This window comes from Pseudomonas aphyarum, from assembly GCF_028657055.1.
GTDB classification, from domain to species: domain Bacteria; phylum Pseudomonadota; class Gammaproteobacteria; order Pseudomonadales; family Pseudomonadaceae; genus Aquipseudomonas; species Aquipseudomonas aphyarum.
This window is the reverse complement of sequence record NZ_JAMDGS010000007.1, coordinates 181518-200880: the sequence shown is the minus strand read 5'-3', so window position 1 is coordinate 200880 and position 19363 is coordinate 181518. Positions and strand designations below refer to the sequence as shown.

17 protein-coding genes are annotated in these 19363 nt (G+C 61.7%); 1 reads left to right on the top strand and 16 read right to left on the bottom strand.

The window, feature by feature from the left end; all coding sequences use genetic code 11:
- Position 1: 1 nt before the first annotated feature.
- The 16 genes from M5G18_RS11175 to leuC all read right to left on the bottom strand — a co-directional run bounded on the left by M5G18_RS11175 (position 2) and on the right by leuC (position 18286).
- The gene (locus tag M5G18_RS11175) at positions 2-778 is read right to left on the bottom strand and encodes an SDR family oxidoreductase (RefSeq protein WP_007956470.1); all 777 of its coding nucleotides are present in this window, start codon (positions 776-778) and stop codon (positions 2-4) included.
- The gene (locus tag M5G18_RS11170; protein WP_179692061.1) at positions 775-1986 is read right to left on the bottom strand and encodes an O-succinylhomoserine sulfhydrylase; all 1212 of its coding nucleotides are present in this window, start codon (positions 1984-1986) and stop codon (positions 775-777) included. The genes M5G18_RS11175 and M5G18_RS11170 overlap by 4 nt, the downstream gene beginning before the upstream one ends.
- Positions 1987-2066: 80 nt before the next feature.
- Positions 2067-3572: an amidophosphoribosyltransferase gene (purF, locus tag M5G18_RS11165; protein ID WP_007956466.1), complete on the bottom strand. Its 1506-nt coding sequence runs from the start codon at positions 3570-3572 to the stop codon at positions 2067-2069.
- Between the two features lie 41 nt (positions 3573-3613).
- A complete protein-coding gene (locus tag M5G18_RS11160; protein ID WP_007956464.1) occupies positions 3614-4174 on the bottom strand; it encodes a CvpA family protein in 561 nt (186 codons plus the stop codon).
- 98 nt (positions 4175-4272) lie between these two features.
- Positions 4273-4935: an SPOR domain-containing protein gene (locus tag M5G18_RS11155; protein ID WP_273899994.1), complete on the bottom strand. Its 663-nt coding sequence runs from the start codon at positions 4933-4935 to the stop codon at positions 4273-4275.
- The gene (gene folC, locus M5G18_RS11150; protein ID WP_273899996.1) at positions 4919-6226 is read right to left on the bottom strand and encodes a bifunctional tetrahydrofolate synthase/dihydrofolate synthase; all 1308 of its coding nucleotides are present in this window, start codon (positions 6224-6226) and stop codon (positions 4919-4921) included. Before folC ends, M5G18_RS11155 begins: the two co-directional genes overlap by 17 nt.
- The gene (gene accD / locus M5G18_RS11145; protein WP_007956457.1) at positions 6223-7143 is read right to left on the bottom strand and encodes an acetyl-CoA carboxylase, carboxyltransferase subunit beta; all 921 of its coding nucleotides are present in this window, start codon (positions 7141-7143) and stop codon (positions 6223-6225) included. Before accD ends, folC begins: the two co-directional genes overlap by 4 nt.
- 192 nt (positions 7144-7335) lie before the next feature.
- Positions 7336-7950 carry a phosphoribosylanthranilate isomerase gene (locus M5G18_RS11140; RefSeq protein WP_007956456.1) on the bottom strand — a complete coding sequence of 205 codons (615 nt, stop codon included), beginning with the start codon at positions 7948-7950 and terminating at the stop codon, positions 7336-7338.
- A gap of 64 nt (positions 7951-8014) precedes the next feature.
- Positions 8015-8839 (bottom strand): tRNA pseudouridine(38-40) synthase TruA, encoded by an 825-nt coding sequence (truA, locus tag M5G18_RS11135; RefSeq protein ID WP_085607862.1) that lies wholly within the window; start codon positions 8837-8839, stop codon positions 8015-8017.
- A gap of 150 nt (positions 8840-8989) precedes the next feature.
- Entirely contained in the window at positions 8990-11644 is a 2655-nt protein-coding gene (locus M5G18_RS11130; protein WP_273899998.1) for a motility hub landmark protein FimV, read from the bottom strand.
- Positions 11645-11853: 209 nt separating this feature from the next.
- Positions 11854-12864 carry an aspartate-semialdehyde dehydrogenase gene (locus M5G18_RS11125; protein ID WP_273899999.1) on the bottom strand — a complete coding sequence of 337 codons (1011 nt, stop codon included), beginning with the start codon at positions 12862-12864 and terminating at the stop codon, positions 11854-11856.
- 112 nt (positions 12865-12976) lie between these two features.
- Positions 12977-14089: an aspartate-semialdehyde dehydrogenase gene (gene asd / locus M5G18_RS11120; protein WP_007956451.1), complete on the bottom strand. Its 1113-nt coding sequence runs from the start codon at positions 14087-14089 to the stop codon at positions 12977-12979.
- Between the two features lie 66 nt (positions 14090-14155).
- The gene (gene leuB / locus M5G18_RS11115) at positions 14156-15238 is read right to left on the bottom strand and encodes a 3-isopropylmalate dehydrogenase (protein WP_085655206.1); all 1083 of its coding nucleotides are present in this window, start codon (positions 15236-15238) and stop codon (positions 14156-14158) included.
- Between the two features lie 69 nt (positions 15239-15307).
- Positions 15308-16075: a class I SAM-dependent methyltransferase gene (locus tag M5G18_RS11110; protein ID WP_115077206.1), complete on the bottom strand. Its 768-nt coding sequence runs from the start codon at positions 16073-16075 to the stop codon at positions 15308-15310.
- Positions 16076-16211: 136 nt separating this feature from the next.
- On the bottom strand, positions 16212-16856 hold the full coding sequence (gene leuD / locus M5G18_RS11105) for a 3-isopropylmalate dehydratase small subunit (RefSeq protein ID WP_007956446.1): 645 nt from the start codon (positions 16854-16856) through the stop codon (positions 16212-16214).
- 11 nt (positions 16857-16867) lie between these two features.
- Complete coding sequence (leuC, locus tag M5G18_RS11100) at positions 16868-18286, bottom strand: 3-isopropylmalate dehydratase large subunit (RefSeq protein WP_273900002.1); 1419 nt, start codon at positions 18284-18286, stop codon at positions 16868-16870.
- 140 nt (positions 18287-18426) lie between these two features.
- On the opposite strand from leuC, the gene M5G18_RS11095 reads away from it, so the two are divergent.
- Positions 18427-19317 carry a LysR family transcriptional regulator gene (locus M5G18_RS11095; RefSeq protein ID WP_007956444.1) on the top strand — a complete coding sequence of 297 codons (891 nt, stop codon included), beginning with the start codon at positions 18427-18429 and terminating at the stop codon, positions 19315-19317.
- Positions 19318-19363: the final 46 nt, after the last annotated feature.

Below are 19363 nucleotides of genomic sequence, written 5' to 3'. Positions count from 1 at the left end.
TTCATTCCGTATAAATCATCTTCTTGGTCATGCCGCCATCGACCACGAATTCCTGCCCCGTCACAAACCCTGCATTCTTCGACAGCAACCACGCCACCATCGCCGCCACATCCTCGACCGTCCCTACCCTGCCCGCAGGATGTTGGGCATGATCGGTGTCGGTCAGCGGTTCTGCGCGCCGGGCGGAAGGGTCCCGCGCATCGATCCAGCCCGGACTGACCGCATTGACGCGAATCTCCGGCCCGAGGCTGATTGCCAGCGCGTGAGTCAACGCCAGCAAACCGCCCTTGCTCGCCGCATAGGCTTCGGTATCCGGTTCCGATTGCGCCGCACGGGTCGAGGCCAGATTGACGATCGCCCCGTTGTGCGCACGCAGATACGGCGCACAGTGCTTGGCCAGCAACATCGGCCCACCGAGGTTCACCGCCAGCACCCGATTCCAGTAAGCCAGATCGAGGCTTTCCAGCGTGATGTTGTGCGGATCGGCCACGGCAGCGTTGCATACCAACGCATCCAGACGACCGAACTGCCCCAGCACCTCAGCAACACCCAACGCCACCTGGCTTTCGTCCGCGACGTCCATGGCGATGAACCAGGCGTTCTCGCCCAGCACCTTCGCCACTTTCGAACCCCGCGCACGGTCCAGATCCGTCAACACCACCTGCCAGCCTTCGCTGATCAGCCACGCTGCGATGCCCAGACCGATCCCGCGTGCGGCACCCGTGACCAACGCAACGCGGCCATGGGTGCCGATCTTTGGCGTAGACAACTCGATCACAACGCCGCCAGACCGCGCGACAGGTCGGCCTGCAGGTCAGCGACATCTTCCAGACCGACCGCGATGCGGATCAGGCTGTCACGAATGCCGGCCGCCTCACGCTCCTGCGGCGCCAGACGGCCGTGGGACGTGGTGCTCGGGTGGGTGATGGTGGTTTTGCTGTCACCCAGGTTGGCGGTGATCGAGATCAAACGGGTCGCATCGATAAAGCGCCAGGCGCCCTCTTTGCCGCCCTTCACCTCAAAGCTCACCACCGCGCCGAAGCCCTTCTGCTGACGCTGAGCCAGCTCGTGCTGCGGATGGCTCTTGAGACCGGCGTAATGCACCTTCTCGATGCCGTCCTGCTGCTCCAGCCATTCGGCCAGTTGCTGGGCGTTGGCGCAGTGCGCCTTCATCCGCAGATTCAAGGTTTCCAGACCTTTGAGGAAGATCCAGGCGTTGAACGGGCTGAGGGTCGGCCCGGCAGTACGCAGGAAGCCGACGATTTCTTTCATCTGCTCGCTGCGACCGGCAACCACACCGCCCATGCAACGGCCCTGGCCATCGATGAACTTGGTGGCCGAGTGCACAACGATGTCTGCGCCGAGCTTCAGCGGCTGCTGCAAGGCAGGCGTGCAGAAGCAGTTGTCGACCACCAACATCGCACCCTTGGCGTGCGCGATTTCCGACAGCGCGGTGATATCCACCAACTCAGCCAACGGATTGGACGGCGACTCGACGAACAGCAATTTGGTGTTGGACTTGATCGCTGCGTCCCAGGCCGACAGATCGGCCAGCGGTACGTAATCGACTTCCACGCCAAAACGCTTGAAGTACTTCTCGAACAGGCTGATGGTCGAACCGAATACGCTGCGCGACACCAGCACATGATCGCCAGCACTGCACAGGCTCATCACCACCGCCATGATCGCTGCCATGCCCGTCGCCGTGGCTACGGCTTGTTCGGCACCTTCCAGCGCAGCAATTCGCTCTTCGAACGAGCGAACGGTCGGGTTGGTGTAACGCGAGTAAACGTTGCCCGGCACTTCCCCGGCAAACCGTGCGGCGGCGTCAGCGGCGGTACGGAACACGTAGCTGGAAGTGAAGAACATCGGATCACCGTGCTCGCCTTCCGGCGTACGGTGCTGACCGGCACGTACGGCCAGGGTATCGAACGCTACGCCTTCGAGGTCGCTGTCCAGCCGACCGGCATCCCATTCCTGACTCATGCTGTCACTCCTTGCCCTGTTCTCGATAAATAAAAGTCTTTTGCCAGATACAAAACCGGCCCCTAAGGGCCGGTTGAAACTCAGTTGTTGTACAGATCGATGATCGCACTGACCGCCTGGGTCTTGACCTTCGAGGCATCGTTGCGTGCCTGTTCGATCTTGTTCAGGTAAGCCTCGTCGACGTCGCCGGTGACGTACTTGCCGTCAAACACTGCGCAATCGAAGTTTTCGATCTTGATCTTGCCGCCACCGACCGCTTCGATCAAGTCAGGCAGGTCCTGATAGATCAGCCAGTCAGCGCCGATCAGGTCAGCGACATCCTGGGTCGAACGATTGTGCGCGATCAGCTCGTGAGCGCTCGGCATGTCGATGCCGTACACGTTCGGGAAGCGAACAGCCGGAGCCGCCGAGCAGAAGTAGACGTTTTTCGCGCCGGCTTCGCGGGCCATCTGGATGATCTGCTTGCAGGTGGTGCCACGAACGATCGAGTCGTCCACCAGCATCACGTTCTTGCCGCGAAATTCCAGCTCGATGGCGTTGAGCTTCTGGCGTACCGATTTCTTGCGCGCGGCCTGGCCGGGCATGATGAAGGTACGGCCGATGTAACGGTTCTTGACGAAGCCTTCGCGGAATTTCACGCCCAGATGGTTGGCCAGCTCCAGTGCTGCGGTACGACTGGTGTCCGGAATCGGGATGACCACGTCGATGTCGTGCTCTGGACGCTCGCGCAGGATCTTCTCGGCCAGTTTCTCACCCATGCGCAGACGGGCCTTGTAGACCGACACGCCGTCGATGATCGAGTCCGGACGCGCCAGGTAGACGTGTTCGAAGATGCAAGGGGTCAGGGACGGGTTGGTTGCGCACTGACGGGTGTGCAGCTTGCCGTCTTCAGTGATGTAGACCGCTTCGCCCGGTGCCAGGTCGCGGATCAGGGTGAAGCCGAGCACATCCAGCGAAACGCTTTCGGAGGCGATCATGTACTCGACGCCTTCGTCGGTGTGACGCTGGCCGAACACGATCGGGCGGATGCCGTGCGGGTCACGGAAACCGACGATGCCGTAACCGGTCACCATCGCCACAACCGCGTAACCACCGACGCAACGGTTGTGCACGTCGGTCACGGCGGCAAACACGTCTTCTTCGGTCGGTTGCAGCTTGCCGCGCTGAGCCAGCTCGTGAGCGAACACGTTCAGCAGCACTTCCGAGTCGGAACTGGTGTTGACGTGACGCAGATCGGATTCGTAGATCTCTTTGGCCAACTGTTCAACGTTGGTCAGGTTACCGTTGTGCGCCAGGGTGATGCCGTAAGGCGAGTTGACGTAGAACGGCTGAGCCTCGGCCGAGGTCGAGCTGCCGGCAGTCGGGTAACGGACGTGACCGATACCCATGTGGCCGACCAGGCGCTGCATGTGACGTTGTTGAAACACGTCACGCACCAGGCCATTGTCCTTGCGCAAGAACAACCGGCCATCATGGCTGGTCACGATACCGGCAGCGTCCTGGCCGCGGTGCTGGAGCACGGTTAGCGCGTCATACAGCGCCTGATTGACGTTCGACTTACCGACGATACCGACGATGCCACACATGCGACGCAACCCCTACTTAATGGATCTGAACTGAACAACACTCACTGAGGCGTTTTGGCCGACGGCAAGAGTTGCTCCTTGAACGGAATATCAGCGGGTACGCTGATTCCGCTGGCAAGCCACTGACTGCTCCACCCGAGAATCAGGTTCTTGGACCAGTCTGCGACCAATAGAAACTTTGGCACGAGCTGTGATTCTTTCCACCACCCGTCCTGCTGTACCGGCCCCAGGCTCAACAGCCCGACCGCCACGACCACCAGCAACACGCCACGCGCAGCGCCGAAGGCCATGCCGAGGAATCGATCGGTCCCGGACAACCCGGTGACGCGAACCAACTCGCCGATAAGATAATTGATCATTGCGCCCACGATCAGTGTGGCGACAAACATGATGGCACAGCCCGTGATTACACGAGCCGACGGTGTTTGAATGTATCCGGCGAGGTACTCGGACAGTGAGCCACCGAACATCCAGGCAACGGCTCCTGCGATGATCCAGGTCACCAGCGACAATGCTTCTTTGACGAAGCCGCGGCTCAAACTGATCAAAGCGGAGATGGCGATGATTGCAACGATCGCCCAGTCAACCCAGGTAAATGGCACAGTGCAGCCTACAGACGGATAAGGCGGCGCATTTTAGCAGAGCGCAGGGCTGTCGGTAAGCTGCGAATGTCAGTGCATTTCAATCGGGGCGATAGATTTCAGCCACGCTCGGGCTGGAAGCGCACCACAAACCCCTTGAGGTTCTGCTGGCGGCTCAACAGATCGCGCAGACGATCGGCTTCGGCACGCTCGATCAGCGGACCGACGAACACCCGATTCTTGCCATCGGCAGAACGGATGTATGCGTTGTAGCCCTGGCTGCGCAGGGTTTTCTGCAGGCTTTCAGCGCTGGCGCGGCTGGACAGACTGGCCAGTTGCACCGACCAGCTCACCGACAGGCCATTGGCATCGACGCGGCTTTGAGTGGTATCCGGTTTGGCAGACAGCGCAGCGATCGGCTGGGCCGGGGCTGTGGTTGGCTTGACCACGGGAGCTGGAGCAGGCGCCGGCGCAACCGGTTTGGCTACCGGTGCCGGGGCTGGCGCGACGGAAGCAATCGGTGCCGTTGGCGCCACCTGCTCGGCGACTTCGTCATCGCTCGGCACTGGCTCTTGCGGCAGAACCTGCGGCTCGGGCACGGCCACGGTTTCCATCTGGATCTGCGCCACAGCAGGCGCCTGCGGTGCGGCCGGCGCATCGACAGTCACCTGACGCTGCTCATCCTGACGGGAAAACAGCATCGGCAGGAAAATCACCGCCAGCGCCACCAGCACCAGGGCACCGACCATGCGCTGTTTGTACGCTTTATCCAGCAAAGCCATTTGCCGCTTCCTCCGTGGAGCGCCGAGACAGCCATTCGAGGGCCTCGGCGACACAATAAAATGATCCGAACAGCAAGATCTCGTCGTCGCTGCTGGCCACTGCACACTGCCCTTCCAGCGCAGCCGCCACACTGTCATAAGACGTGACCGATGCGCCAAGGTTCTGCAGTGCAACATTCAATTCAGCCACCGGACGCGCACGCGGCGAATCCAGCGGCGCCACCGCCCAATGCTGGACGCTGGCATTCAATTCACCGATGACACCGTCCAGATCCTTGTCCGCCAACAGGCCGAACACTGCCAGACGCTTGCCGACCGGCGGACGCGCAGCCAGACGCCGCGCCAGATACTCCGCCGCATGCGGGTTATGGCCAACATCCAGCAGCAGGTTCAAGCGCTTGCCGTTCCACTCGAACGAGCGACGATCCAGACGACCGACCACACGAGTCGCCTGCAACGCCGCCACAATCTGCCCGGCCTCCCATGGCAAACCGAGCAGCAGATAAGCCTGCAACGCCAGCGCGGCGTTTTCCATCGGCAGATCAAGCAGCGGCAAATCACGCAGCTCGACGACTTGACCGTCAGCATCGGTACCGCGCCACTGCCAGAACTGATCCGTGATGCCGAGATCGAAATCGCGCCCGCGCAGGAAGAACGGGCAAGCGAGCTCGCGCGCCTTGTCCAGCAGGGGCTGTGGAGGATTCAGATCGCCGCACAGCGCAGGTTTGCCCTGACGGAAAATCCCGGCCTTCTCGAAGGCCACGGATTCGCGGGTATTGCCCAGGTAGTCGGCGTGATCGACACCGATACTGGTGACCAGCGCGATATCGGCATCGACCACATTGACCGTGTCCAGACGCCCGCCCAGCCCGACTTCCAGCACCACCGCATCGAGCCCGGCCTGTTGAAACAGCCAGAACGCCGCCAGGGTGCCCATTTCGAAGTAAGTCAGGGAAGTCTCGCCGCGCCCCGCTTCGACCGCCGCGAAGGCTTCGCACAGCTGCGCGTCAGTGGCTTCGACGCCATTGAGCTGCACCCGCTCGTTGTATCGCAGCAGGTGCGGAGAATTGTAGACACCTACGTTCAGGCCCTGCGCCCGCAGCAATGAAGCCACGAAAGCGCAGGTCGAACCCTTGCCGTTGGTGCCGGTGACCGTAATCACCCGTGGCGCCGGCTGGCCCAGTCCCATGCGGGACGCTACCTGTTGCGAACGCTCCAGCCCCATGTCGATGGCCGATGGATGCAACTGTTCAAGGTAGGCGAGCCACTCGCCAAGGGTGCGCTCGGTCATACGTTGGCAGGCACCGGCGGAACGACGATCGGCTCGATCGGCGCGGCAACGAAGGTCGGGGTCGGCTTGCCGGTCAGTTGCGCCAGCAGGTTGCCCAGACGCGGACGCAGTTCGCGACGGTCGATGATCAGGTCGATTGCACCGTGCTCCAGCAGGAACTCGCTGCGCTGGAAGCCTTCCGGCAGTTTTTCACGCACGGTCTGCTCGATCACGCGTGGACCGGCGAAGCCGATCAGGGCTTTAGGCTCGCCGACGATCACGTCGCCCAGCATCGCCAGACTGGCGGAAACGCCGCCGTAGACCGGGTCGGTCAGCACGGAGATGAACGGAATGCCTTCTTCACGCAGACGCGCCAGCACAGCCGAAGTCTTGGCCATCTGCATCAGCGAGATCAGGGCTTCCTGCATCCGCGCGCCACCGGAGGCGGAGAAGCAGACCATCGGGCAACGGTTTTCCAGCGCGTAGTTGGCGGCGCGCACGAAGCGCTCACCGACGATGGCGCCCATGGAACCGCCCATGAAGCTGAATTCGAACGCCGAAACCACGACCGGCATGCCCAGCAGGGTGCCGCTCATGGAAACCAGTGCGTCTTTCTCGCCGGTCTGCTTCTGGGCAGCGACCAGACGATCCTTGTACTTCTTGCCGTCGCGGAATTTCAGACGGTCAACCGGCTCCAGGTCGGCGCCCAGTTCGGCACGGCCTTCGGCGTCCAGGAAGATGTCGATGCGCGCACGTGCGCCGATGCGCATGTGGTGGTTGCACTTAGGGCAAACGTCCAGGGTCTTTTCCAGCTCCGGACGATACAGCACAGCCTCGCAGGACGGGCATTTGTGCCACAGACCTTCAGGGACCGAGCTCTTCTTGACCTCGGAACGCATGATCGAAGGGATCAGCTTGTCTACCAACCAGTTGCTCATGCTTTCTTTCTCCAGTACCGGCGGCCCGAACGCTCTGGTTCGCGGCCCCGCGTATGCCCTTCAGCTAAATTCATGTGTGGCGATGATCGTCCGGGCTGCCGGGTCAGCGGAACTGACCTGCGTACACCCCGAAAAGACCCTCAGCCTCTTTTCTACAGAGCTGTGGACGGCGGCAGTCTGCCAGCCGTCACATCAGCGTACGGCGTTGATGAATGCACGAATCTTTGCGTGATCCTTGATACCCTTGCTCGCCTCTACCCCGCCGCTGACATCCACGGCATACGGCCGCACCCGGGCGATCGCATCGGCGACGTTCTCCGGCGTCAGGCCGCCGGCCAGAATCAACGGTTTGCTCAAGCCTTGCGGAATCAATGACCAGTCGAACGCCTCGCCGGTTCCGCCGGGCACGCCTTCGACATAAGTGTCGAGCAGCACGCCGCTGGCGCTCGGGTAGGCATTGCAAGCGGCGGCGATGTCATCGCCGGCCTTGACCCGCAGGGCCTTGATGTACGGCCGGTGCCAGCCTTCGCAGTCGGCGGCGGTTTCGTCGCCGTGGAACTGCAACAGATCCAGCGGCACGGCATCGAGGATTTCCCCGAGCTCGCAGCGGCTGGCATTGACGAACAACCCGACAGTGGTCACGAACGGCGGCAAGGCGGCGATGATCGCCCGCGCCTGCTGCACGGTCACGGCCCGGGGACTTTTAGCGTAGAACACAAAACCGATGGCATCGGCCCCGGCCTCGACGGCTGCCAACGCATCTTCTATGCGGGTAATCCCGCAAATCTTGCTGCGAACGGCTGACATGTCGATAAAAACCCCAAGGCAAATCCGAGAAAGTCCCGGATGGTAACAAATGCATTCGAGGGCGTCAGCCGTCAAGTTCCGAGAAACCCGTAAGGAAATGTGGCCCGATGAAACGCTCGGGCAACGGGAACTCGTCGTGGTACTCCACCTGCACCAGATACAGGCCGAACGGATGCGCCGTGACCCCGCCGGAACGCCGCTCGCGGCTTTCCAGCACTTCTTTCATCCACTCCACCGGCCGCTCGCCGGCACCAATGGTCATCAACACGCCGGCGATGTTGCGCACCATGTGGTGCAGGAACGCATTGGCGCGGATGTCCAGAACGATCATTTTGCCGTGACGGGTCACGCGCAGGTGATGCATCTTCTTGATCGGCGATTTGGCCTGGCACTGGCCGGCACGGAACGCACTGAAATCATGGGTACCGATCAGGTACTGCGCGGCCTCGGCCATGCGCTCGACGTCCAGCGGACGGTGATTCCAGGTGATTTCTTCGTTGAGATGCGCCGGACGGATCTGATCGTTGTAGATCACGTAGCGATAGCGCCGGGCAATCGCCTTGAATCGCGCATGGAAATGCGCCGGCATGACCTTCGCCCAACTGACGCTGATGTCGTGGGGCAGATTGATGTTGGCGCCCATGACCCAGGCTTTCAGCGAACGGTCGACCTGGGTATCGAAATGCACCACTTGCCCGCAGGCATGCACACCGGCATCGGTACGCCCGGCACATTGCAGCGAGATCGGCGAGTCGGCGACCTTCGACAGGGCTTTTTCCAGGGTTTCCTGCACGGTGAGCACACCGGTGGACTGGCGCTGCCAGCCGCTGTAGCGCGAGCCCTTGTATTCAACGCCCAACGCGACGCGGAAAAAGCCTTCGGGTGCCATTTCGGCGGCCGGGTTATCTATGTTTGCCAAGTCGGTACAGCCTGCTGATCTACAAAGGCGGGCATTATAAGGCGGCGGGACGGGGAAACCAGACCCAAACAAAAACGGCAGCCTCATGGGCTGCCGTTTTGTTTACCGCTGAATGCCGACTCAGGCCAGATGCGAAAGCATTTCGCTCGCTTCGCTCTTCTGCTTGTCGTTACCCTCGCTGATGACTTCATTGAGGATGTCGCGCGCACCGTCGTTGTCGCCCATGTCGATGTAGGCCTGAGCCAGATCGAGCTTGGTCGCGGCTTCGTCGGTACCGGACAGGAAGTCGAAGTCATCCTCACCCAGATCATCGCCCAACGCGGCATCAGCTTCGGTGAAGCTTGGTTCGTTGATGCTGCTCGACAGACGATCCAGCTCGGCGTTGACGTCGTCCAGTTCGGCGGCGAACGCATCCGGCTCGGCTGGCGCCGCGTCCATTTCGTCAGCCAGGGACAGGTCGAAATCGGCTGGCAGTTCCAGATCGTCCTGCGGCACGTCGGCCACGGTTGGAGTTTCAACCAGCGGCAGATCCTTCACGCCTTCGTCCAGATCCAGCAGGAAATCATCGTCTGCCAACTCGACCGGCGCAGGCGCTGGATCGGCACCGAGGTCCAGATCCAGATCGAAGTCCGACAGGTCGTCGAGGTTTTCCTTGATGTCGGTTTGCTGTTGCAGCACCGACTCGAAGCTCAGGTCGTCGTCAGTCGGGAACGCGTCCAGCTCGACCGGTGCTTCCGGCTCGACAGCCGCCACAGGCTCAACCGGCGTGATGTTGTCGAGATCGTCGAGGCTCAGGTCGAAAGCGCTGTCCAGTTCGTCATCAGCCGCCGCAGGCGCTTCAGGCTCGTCGAGCAACAGCTCCTTGACGTAATCCTCGTCCAGCTCGGCGGCAAGGGCCGCTGCCGCCAGACCGCCGGCAGCGACGACCGCCATGGCCGGGAAGCGGCTTTTCAGCTCTTCGACCTTGGCGAAGTTGTCGCCATTGGCAACCAGTTGGCGTTCCTGACCGACGAACGCATCGCGATCACCCTGACGACCGTAAACTTCCATCAGTTTCAGACGCAGATCACTGCGCTGCGGCTCCAGGCTCACGCCTTCTTCCAGCAACGCGGCGGCTTGATTCAGGCGACCGCCGTCGATGTGCGACTGCGCCTTGTCCAGCACGTCGTCAGAACGCTCGGCGGCAGGCGCCACCAGCGGCGCGGCGATCGGCTCGGCCATCACCACTGGCGCAACTACAGCAGCAGCGACTGGCGCCGGAGCTGGAGCTGGAGCTGGAGCTGGAGCTGGGGTCAGCTTGACGCTGGCGGCTGGCACTTCCAGACCTTCGAAGCTGCTTTCCGGCAGATCGAGGTCCTGGGAGAAGGATTGCTCCTCCAGCGCGCGGGCCATGCGCAAGTGTTTTTCGGCTTCCTGTTGCGCCTTACGGCGACGGGCCAGCAGCAACAGCAAGAGCAGCAGAACCACTGCACCGCCACCGACCAGACCCAGCAGGATCGGATTGGTCAGCAGTTCGTTGAAGGTCTTCTCGTCATCGGCAGGCGGCTTGGTTTCAACCACGGGCTCGACAACCGGCTCGACTGGTGCCGGAGCAGCAGCCTCTGGCGCAGGTGCGGTCGGTGCCGCCTCTGCCGGAGTGGCCGGCGGCGTGGCCGCCAGTTCCGCGGTGATCGCCGGCACTACTGGCGCAGTGGCTGGGGCAGCCGCGGCAGCGCCCGAACCTTCCGCCTGCATTTTCGCCAGTTGATTGTTTTTCAGCTCGATCAGGCGTTGCAGCTTGTCCAGCTGGCTTTGCAGATCGGACATGCGGCTTTTCAGTTCTTCGTTGTCACGACGGGTGGTGTCGAGACTTTCCTGAGTCACCGCCAGCTTGTTGCTCAGGGCCTTGGCATCGCCGGCCGGGCCTTTGCCACGCGCCTTGGCGCTTTCGGCGGACACCAGGCTCAGGTTGTCTTTGGCGTTTTGCGCAGCGCCGGTATTGGCGCGGCCACGATTGGTCGCATCGAGCTGCTGCTGACCAGTGCCGGGCTTGGCCACATAACGACGGCCCTGACGCCAGGCTTCGTTCTGCGCCGCCACTTCGGCAATCGCCTTGGACTGCGGCAGCGCGGTGCTTTGCACCTGATCCGGCAGACGCAGCACCTGACCGGTTTTCAGGCGGTTGATGTTGCCGCCGATGAACGCGTCCGGGTTCAGGGCCTGGATCGCCAGCATGGTCTGCTGCACCGAACCGCCGGTGCGCGCCTTCGCGGCGATTTCCCACAGGGTGTCGCGCGGCGTGGTGGTGTGGGTCGAATGCGTGGCGCCGGTGGTCGGTGCGGTGATGGTTTGCGCAGGCGCAGGTTGCGCGGCGGCATCAGCGGTCTGCGGCGAGAACTTCGACGGATCCAGCAGCACGCTGTAGTCACGCAGCAGACGGCCGTTCGGCCACATCACCTGCACGAGGAATTTCACCATCGGTTCCGACAGCGGCTTGCTCGACGTTACGCGCAGCACGCTTTTGCCGCTGGCGTTGAGCACCGGGGTGAAGGTCAGATCATTGAGGAAGGCCTGGCGATCGACGCCGGCCTTGGCGAAATCTTCCGGCGAGGCCAGGCTCGGCACCACTTCGGCAGCGGTCAGATCCTTGACATCGAGCAGCTCGATTTCCGCCACCAGCGGCTGGTTCAGGGTCGACTTCAGGGTCAGCTCCCCGAGCCCGAGGGCATGCGCCATACCGGAGGACAGCGCCGAGGCGGCCGCTATTGCTAACACCAGTTTGCGAACTTGAACCATAGCCTCTTCCTTTGTTTGAACGTTCCTCGGCCAGCGAGAAGATGTTGAATATCGCTGCCGTAAGGCATTGCGCGCGACGACGACAGCATGCCGCGCGCGATCATTTCTTTGATGCCCCGGAAAGTCCCGGAGGGTGACACGTCATCGAGTGCTCCGGCCAAGCATAGCGCTCGCCTAGAATCAGTCGACAAATTGTTGCCAAGTATCTTTTACAGCAGGTCTTTTATCAACAACTCGGCGACCTGCACGGCGTTGAGGGCCGCACCTTTGCGTACGTTATCTGACGTCAGCCACAGATTAAGTTCCGACGGTTCGTCGACACCGGCACGCACGCGCCCGACGTAGACCACGTCCTGCCCCACCGCGTCACCGACGGCGGTTGGATAATCGCCCGCCTCTACCAGCTCGATGCCCTCGGCCTCTTCAAGCGCGGCGTTGACCTTTTCCAGGTTGACCGCGCTCGCTGACTGCAAGGTCACGCTAAAGCTATCGCCAAAAAACACCGGGGCTTGAACGCAAGTTGCGGAAATCTTTAATAAAGGCTTGGCCAGCACCTGACGCAGCTCGCGCACCAGACGTTTTTCCAGCAGCGTATGGCCTTGCGCGTCGGGCGTACCGACCTGAGCCAGCAGGTTGAAAGCCATCTGCCGGTCGAAGAATGTCGGCTCCAGCGGACGCATGTTCAGCAGCTCGGCGGTCTGGCGCGCCAGCTCGGTCACGGCTTCGCGGCCCTGGGCGGAAACCGCCAGATTGGCGGTGACATGCACATATTGCAGCTCGATCAGATCCAGCAGCGGTGCCAGCACCACGGCCAATGTGGTGGCCGATGGGCTCGGGCTGCTGACTTGGAACGGCACTTTCAAACCGGCCAGCACATCGGCATTGGCTTCCGGCACCACTTGCGGCGCCTGATCCGACGGCAAGGCGCCGGACAGGTCGACCAGCGAGCAACCCGCCGCGTGAGCGCGGGCGGCGTAACTCAGCGTGATGGCCGGGCCGGCGGCGAAGAACGCCAGTTTGACCTTGCTGAAGTCGAACTCGTCGACTTCGCGCACCCGCACGTTCTTGTTGCGAAACAGCACCGAGCTGCCGGCGGATTCGCTGCTGGCCAACAGGTGCAAGGTGCCGACCGGAAAGTCGCGCTCTTCGAGAATCTGCACGAGGGTTTCGCCGACAGTACCGGTGGCGCCGATCACGGCAATATCAAGGGTCTGGGTCATGTTGCTACCTCTGGCGAAACGGGGGGAGCGGCACTTTACCGGGTGGCCGCCACGCAGGCAAAAAAAACCCGCACCTCTTGCAAGGCGCGGGTTCTTTCATAGCATCAAGCGATCAACGCTCAAGCAGGATCCGCAGCATGCGACGCAGCGGTTCGGCCGCGCCCCACAGCAGTTGGTCGCCGACGGTGAAAGCACCGACGAACTGCGAACCCATGTTCAGCTTGCGCAGACGACCGACCGGTACGTTCAGGGTGCCGGTGACTTTCGTCGGGCTCAGCTCCTGCATGCTGATTTCGCGCTGGTTAGGCACCAGCTTGACCCAAGGGTTGTGCTGGCTGATCAGCCCTTCGATGTCGGCGATCGGTACATCTTTGTTCAGCTTGATGGTCAGCGCCTGGCTGTGGCAACGCATGGCGCCGATGCGCACGCAGATGCCGTCGACCGGGATCGGGCTCTTGAAGCGACCGAGGATCTTGTTGGTCTCGGCCTGAGCCTTCCACTCTTCGCGGCTCTGGCCGTTCGGCAGTTCCTTGTCGATCCACGGGATCAGGCTGCCGGCCAGCGGTACGCCGAAGTTTTCGGTCGGGTAAGCATCGCTGCGCATGGCTTCGGCCACACGACGGTCGATGTCGAGGATCGCACTGGCAGGATCGGCCAGTTGATCGGCGACAGCGGCGTGGGTCGCGCCCATCTGCTTGATCAGTTCACGCATGTTCTGCGCGCCGGCACCGGAGGCCGCCTGATAGGTCATGGCGCTCATCCACTCGACCAGACCGGCCTCGAACAGACCGCCCAGGCCCATCAGCATCAGGCTGACGGTGCAGTTGCCGCCGATGTAGTTCTTGGTGCCCGCGTCGAGCTGCTGGTCGATGACCTTGCGGTTGACCGGATCGAGGATGATGACCGCGTCATCGTTCATCCGCAGGCTCGAGGCCGCGTCGATCCAGTAACCCTGCCAGCCGGCTTCGCGCAGCTTCGGGAACACTTCGCTGGTGTAGTCGCCGCCCTGGCAGGTCAGGATCACGTCGAGGGTCTTCAGCTCTTCAATGCTGTAAGCGTCCTTGAGCGGAGCAATGTCCTTGCCCACGGACGGGCCTTGGCCACCGACATTGGAAGTGGTGAAAAACACCGGCTCGATAAGATCGAAATCCTGCTCTTCCAGCATCCGCTGCATGAGCACGGAACCGACCATGCCGCGCCAACCGATCAGACCTACACGTTTCATCGCAACTACACCTTCTTGAAAAGTGGGCCGCTGCTTTGTATTGAATTTCGCAGCGGGCCCGAGAGATTACAGATTCCGCAGCGCGGCGACTACTGCGTCACCCATTTCCTGCGTACCGACTTTAGTGCAACCGGTCGAAAAGATATCGCCGGTGCGCAGACCTTGATCCAGCACCACGCTGACCGCTTTCTCGATGGCATCCGCCGCTTCGTGCAGATTGAAGCTGTAACGCAGCATCATCGATACCGACAGAATGGTCGCCAGCGGGTTGGCGATGCCTTTGCCCGCGATGTCCGGCGCCGAACCGTGGCAAGGCTCGTACATGCCCTTGTTGTTGGCGTCCAGCGAGGCCGACGGCAGCATGCCGATGGAGCCGGTGAGCATCGACGCTTCGTCGGACAGGATGTCGCCGAACATGTTGTCGGTGACGATCACGTCGAACTGCTTCGGTGCACGCACCAGCTGCATGGCGGCGTTGTCGACGTACATGTGGCTCAGCTCGACATCCGGGTAATCCTTGGCCACCTGCTCGACCACTTCACGCCACAGTTGGCTGGACGCCAGCACGTTGGCCTTGTCCACCGAGCACAGCTTCTTGCCACGCACGCGGGCCATGTCGAAACCGACACGGGCGATACGGCGGATTTCGCTTTCGCTGTACGGCAGCGTGTCGTAGGACTGGCGCTCGCCGTTTTCCAGAGTGCGAGTGCCACGCGGCGCACCGAAGTAGATGCCGCCGGTCAGCTCACGGACGATCAGGATGTCCAGGCCGGCAACGATTTCCGGTTTCAGGCTCGAAGCGTCGGCCAGTTGCGGGTACAGGATCGCCGGGCGCAGGTTGCCGAACAGGCCCAGTTGCGCACGGATTTTCAGCAGGCCGCGCTCAGGGCGAATGTCACGCTCGATGGTGTCCCATTTCGGGCCGCCGACGGCGCCCAGCAGCACAGCGTCGGCTGCGCGAGCGCGGTCGAGGGTTTCGTCGGCCAGCGGCACGCCGTGCTTGTCGATGGCGGCGCCACCGATCACGTCATGGCTCAGCTCGAAGCCCAGGCTGTACTTGTCGTTGGCCAGTTCCAGCACCTTGACCGCTTCGGCCATGATTTCCGGACCAATGCCGTCGCCTGGGAGAATCAGAATCTGCTTGCTCATGCTTTCCTCGTGTCTTCAGTCGGTGCGCCATCGACTGGCGCGCCCGGAAAAATACTTATCGTTCCAAGATTACTTTTCAGCCCAGAGCACCAGTACATCTGTACTGAACGAACCATCGGCCTCAATCTCAAAATATTCGCGCACTTCGTTGCCCATCGACTGCTGCAACTGGCGGATCGCGGCGCGCATCACTTCGGGTGTGCGCATGCGCTCGACCCAGCTGTTGTACTCCAGACGCAGGCGCTGACGCGTGGTGCTGCGGGTGTGCAGACCGGCCTCGCTGACCTGACGCAACCACTCACCGGCCGAATAATCGCGCACATGGCTGGTGTCGCGCAGCACTTCGACGCTCTGCAAATAGGTGTCGAACAGCGGACTGCCCGGCGACAGCACATCGATGAACGCCGCCACGCCGCCCGGCTTGAGCACCCGGCGCACTTCGCGCAAGGCCACGCCGAGATCGCTCCAATGGTGCGCCGAATAGCGGCTGAACACGAAGTCGAACTCACCATCGGCAAACGGCAGACGCTCGGCGGCGCCATTGACCGTGGACACGTTGCTCAAGCCGCGATCAACGGCAGCGGCGGCGACCACGTCGAGCATCTGCTGCGACAGGTCGTACGCCACCACTTCTTTCACCAACGGGGCGACGTGAAAACTCACGTGCCCGGCGCCGCAACCCAGATCCAGCACCCGAGCCTCGCCCTGCCCTGCCAGTTCAGCCTGCAACAGCGCAAATTCAGTGCCTTGAGCGTGAACGGCGCTGCTCAGGTAGGCGGCGGCCTGTTCACCGAATTGCTTTTGTACAACCTGACTGTGCTGGGCGGTGCTGGTCATGAGTACTTCCCTTTGATTTTGGGTTGCTTGGTCTGGCCTCATCGCTGGCAAGCCAGCTCCCACAGGTTTGATGAACACCGCAAACATTGTGGGAGCGGGCTTGCCCGCGATGGGGCCAGCCCTGACTACATCAATCTCAGGCGTCGCGGAACAACCACGGCTGGCTCGCGCGATGCTTGGCTTCGAACGCGGCAATCGCATCGCCGTCCTGCAGGGTCAGGCCGATGTCGTCCAGGCCGTTGAGCAGGCAGTGCTTGCGGAAAGCGTCGATCTCGAAGCGGTAGACCTTGCCGTTCGGGCTGGTCACGGTCTGCTCGTGCAGATCGATCTGCAACTGATAGCCCGGCGCGGCCTCGACCTGCTTGAACAGCTCGTCGACTTCCGCGTCGCTCAAGATGATCGGCAGCAAGCCGTTCTTGAAGCTGTTGTTGAAAAAGATGTCGGCGTAGCTTGGCGCGATGATGCTGCGGAAACCGTATTCTTCCAGCGCCCACGGCGCGTGTTCACGGCTGGAGCCGCAACCGAAGTTCTCGCGGGCCAACAACACGCTGGCGCCTTGATAACGCTCGGCGTTGAGCACGAATTCCTTGTTCAGCGGACGCTTGGAGTTGTCCTGATACGGCTGACCCACATCGAGGTAACGCCACTCGTCGAACAGGTTCGGGCCGAAACCGGTGCGCTTGATCGATTTCAGAAACTGCTTCGGAATGATCTGATCGGTGTCGACGTTGGCACGATCCAGAGGCGCGACGAGACCAGTGTGCTGGGTAAAAGCTTTCATGCTGCGCTCCTTTAGATCAATTCACGAACGTCGATGAAACGACCGTTCACCGCCGCCGCAGCAGCCATGGCCGGGCTGACGAGGTGGGTACGGCCACCGGCGCCCTGACGCCCTTCGAAGTTACGGTTGGACGTCGAGGCGCAGTGCTCGCCGGACTCCAAACGGTCCGGGTTCATCGCCAGACACATCGAGCAACCCGGCTCGCGCCATTCGAAACCGGCTTCGAGGAAGATCTTGTCCAGACCTTCGGCCTCGGCCTGCGCTTTCACCAGACCCGAACCCGGCACCACGATGGCCTGCTTGATGGTCGATGCAACCTTGCGGCCCTTGGCAATCACGGCTGCAGCGCGCAAGTCTTCGATCCGCGAGTTGGTGCAGGAACCGATGAATACGCGATCGAGCTGAATGTCGGTGATCGCCTGATTGGCGGTCAAACCCATGTATTTCAAGGCGCGGACGATCGAGTCGCGTTTGACCAGATCCATCTCTTTAGCCGGGTCCGGCACGTTCTGATCAACGGCCAGCACCATTTCCGGCGAAGTGCCCCAGCTGACTTGCGGCTTGATCTGCGCGGCGTCGAGCTCGACCACGGTGTCGAAATGCGCGTCGGCGTCGGACACCAGGTCTTTCCAGGACTCGACGGCCAGATCCCACTCGGCGCCTTTCGGTGCGAACGGACGACCGTTGACGTAATCCACAGTTTTCTGGTCCGCCGCCACCAGACCCACGCGGGCGCCGGCTTCGATGGACATGTTGCAGATGGTCATGCGGCCTTCGATGGACAGGTCGCGGATCGCGCTGCCGGCGAATTCGATGGCATGGCCGTTACCGCCGGCGGTGCCGATCTTGCCGATTACCGCGAGGACGATGTCCTTGGCGGTCACGCCGAACGGCAACTGGCCTTCGACGCGCACCAGCATGTTCTTCATTTTCTTGGCGACCAGACACTGGGTGGCGAGCACGTGCTCGACCTCGGAAGTGCCGATACCGTGAGCCAAGGCGCCGAACGCGCCGTGGGTCGAGGTGTGCGAGTCGCCGCAGACCACGGTCATGCCCGGCAAGGTCGCGCCTTGCTCCGGGCTGATCACGTGAACGATGCCCTGACGCACGTCGTTCATCTTGAATTCGACGATGCCGTATTCATCGCAGTTGTCGTCGAGGGTCTGAACCTGCAAACGCGAGACCTGGTCGGCAATGGCTGCGATGCCGCCCTTGCGCTCCGGGGTGGTCGGTACGTTGTGGTCCGGGGTGGCGATGTTGGCATCGATGCGCCACGGCTTGCGCCCGGCCAGACGCAGGCCTTCGAAGGCTTGCGGCGAGGTCACTTCGTGGATGATGTGACGATCGATATAAATCAGCGCCGAGCCATCGTCGCGCTGCTTGACCAAATGCGAATCCCAGAGCTTGTCGTAGAGCGTTTTGCCGGCCATCAGACGGTTCCTCATCAGCTTGTTTCTATGCCCTGGGCTTATCAATAACCCTTTGGCTTGTGAGGCCGATCCTATGGGGTTAGATTAAATAACTCAAATTCATATTTTTTATGCTTTGGATAACCAACTGGAATACGAACATGGACCTGGCCAACCTCAATGCTTTTATCGCGATTGCCGAGACCGGTAGCTTCTCTGGCGCCGGCGAACGGCTGCACCTCACACAACCGGCGATCAGCAAACGTATCGCCGGACTGGAGCAGCAATTGAATGTGCGGCTGTTCGACCGGCTCGGTCGTGAAGTGGGCCTGACCGAAGCCGGCCGGGCCCTGCTGCCACGGGCTTACCAGATTCTCAACGTACTCGATGACACGCGCCGCGCACTGACCAACCTGACCGGCGAAGTCACCGGTCGCCTGACCCTGGCCACCAGTCACCACATCGGTCTGCACCGCTTGCCGCCATTATTGAGGGAATACACCCGCCGCTACCCACAGGTGGCGCTGGATATTCAGTTCCTCGATTCGGAAGTGGCCTACGAGGAAATTCTCCATGGCCGCGCAGAACTGGCGGTCATCACCCTGGCGCCGGAGCCGCACACACTGGTCAAAGCCACGCCGGTGTGGGACGACCCGCTGGATTTCGTGGTCGCCCCGGAGCATTCATTGATCAGCAACGGCGCCGTCACGTTAGCGGACATTGCCGGCCATCCGGCGGTTTTCCCCGGCGGCAACACCTTTACCCACCATATTGTGCAGCGATTGTTCGAGGCTCAGGGCCTGACGCCGAACATCGCCATGAGCACCAACTACCTGGAAACCATCAAGATGATGGTGTCGATCGGCCTGGCCTGGAGCGTTTTGCCGCGCACGATGCTCGATGAACAGGTGGCGCGCATACCTTTGCCGGGCATACAGCTCAGTCGCCAGCTAGGCTATATCCTGCACACTGAAAGGACGCTGTCGAATGCTGCACGGGCGTTTATGGCCCTGCTGGACGCTCAAATCGATCTGCCAGGGACTCTCGGCTAACTTGTGCTACTCCTATAGAGCTGCCGTCCCTGTGCCTAACGCCCAA

Excerpts from the sequence above, each read along its gene's own strand:
- asd (WP_007956451.1), bottom strand. The coding sequence starts at position 14,089 with ATGAAACGTGTAGGTCTGATCGGTTGGCGCGGCATGGTCGGTTCCGTG.
- purF (WP_007956466.1), bottom strand. The coding sequence starts at position 3,572 with ATGTGTGGCATCGTCGGTATCGTCGGTAAGTCGAACGTCAATCAGGCG.
- accD (WP_007956457.1), bottom strand. The coding sequence starts at position 7,143 with ATGAGCAACTGGTTGGTAGACAAGCTGATCCCTTCGATCATGCGTTCC.
- M5G18_RS11155 (WP_273899994.1), bottom strand. The coding sequence starts at position 4,935 with ATGGCTTTGCTGGATAAAGCGTACAAACAGCGCATGGTCGGTGCCCTG.
- M5G18_RS11140 (WP_007956456.1), bottom strand. The coding sequence starts at position 7,950 with ATGTCAGCCGTTCGCAGCAAGATTTGCGGGATTACCCGCATAGAAGAT.
- folC (WP_273899996.1), bottom strand. The coding sequence starts at position 6,226 with ATGACCGAGCGCACCCTTGGCGAGTGGCTCGCCTACCTTGAACAGTTG.
- leuC (WP_273900002.1), bottom strand. The coding sequence starts at position 18,286 with ATGGCCGGCAAAACGCTCTACGACAAGCTCTGGGATTCGCATTTGGTC.
- M5G18_RS11130 (WP_273899998.1), bottom strand. The coding sequence starts at position 11,644 with ATGGTTCAAGTTCGCAAACTGGTGTTAGCAATAGCGGCCGCCTCGGCG.
- M5G18_RS11095 (WP_007956444.1), top strand. The coding sequence starts at position 18,427 with ATGGACCTGGCCAACCTCAATGCTTTTATCGCGATTGCCGAGACCGGT.
- M5G18_RS11170 (WP_179692061.1), bottom strand. The coding sequence starts at position 1,986 with ATGAGTCAGGAATGGGATGCCGGTCGGCTGGACAGCGACCTCGAAGGC.
- M5G18_RS11110 (WP_115077206.1), bottom strand. The coding sequence starts at position 16,075 with ATGACCAGCACCGCCCAGCACAGTCAGGTTGTACAAAAGCAATTCGGT.
- M5G18_RS11125 (WP_273899999.1), bottom strand. The coding sequence starts at position 12,864 with ATGACCCAGACCCTTGATATTGCCGTGATCGGCGCCACCGGTACTGTC.
- leuB (WP_085655206.1), bottom strand. The coding sequence starts at position 15,238 with ATGAGCAAGCAGATTCTGATTCTCCCAGGCGACGGCATTGGTCCGGAA.
- leuD (WP_007956446.1), bottom strand. The coding sequence starts at position 16,856 with ATGAAAGCTTTTACCCAGCACACTGGTCTCGTCGCGCCTCTGGATCGT.
- truA (WP_085607862.1), bottom strand. The coding sequence starts at position 8,839 with ATGGCACCCGAAGGCTTTTTCCGCGTCGCGTTGGGCGTTGAATACAAG.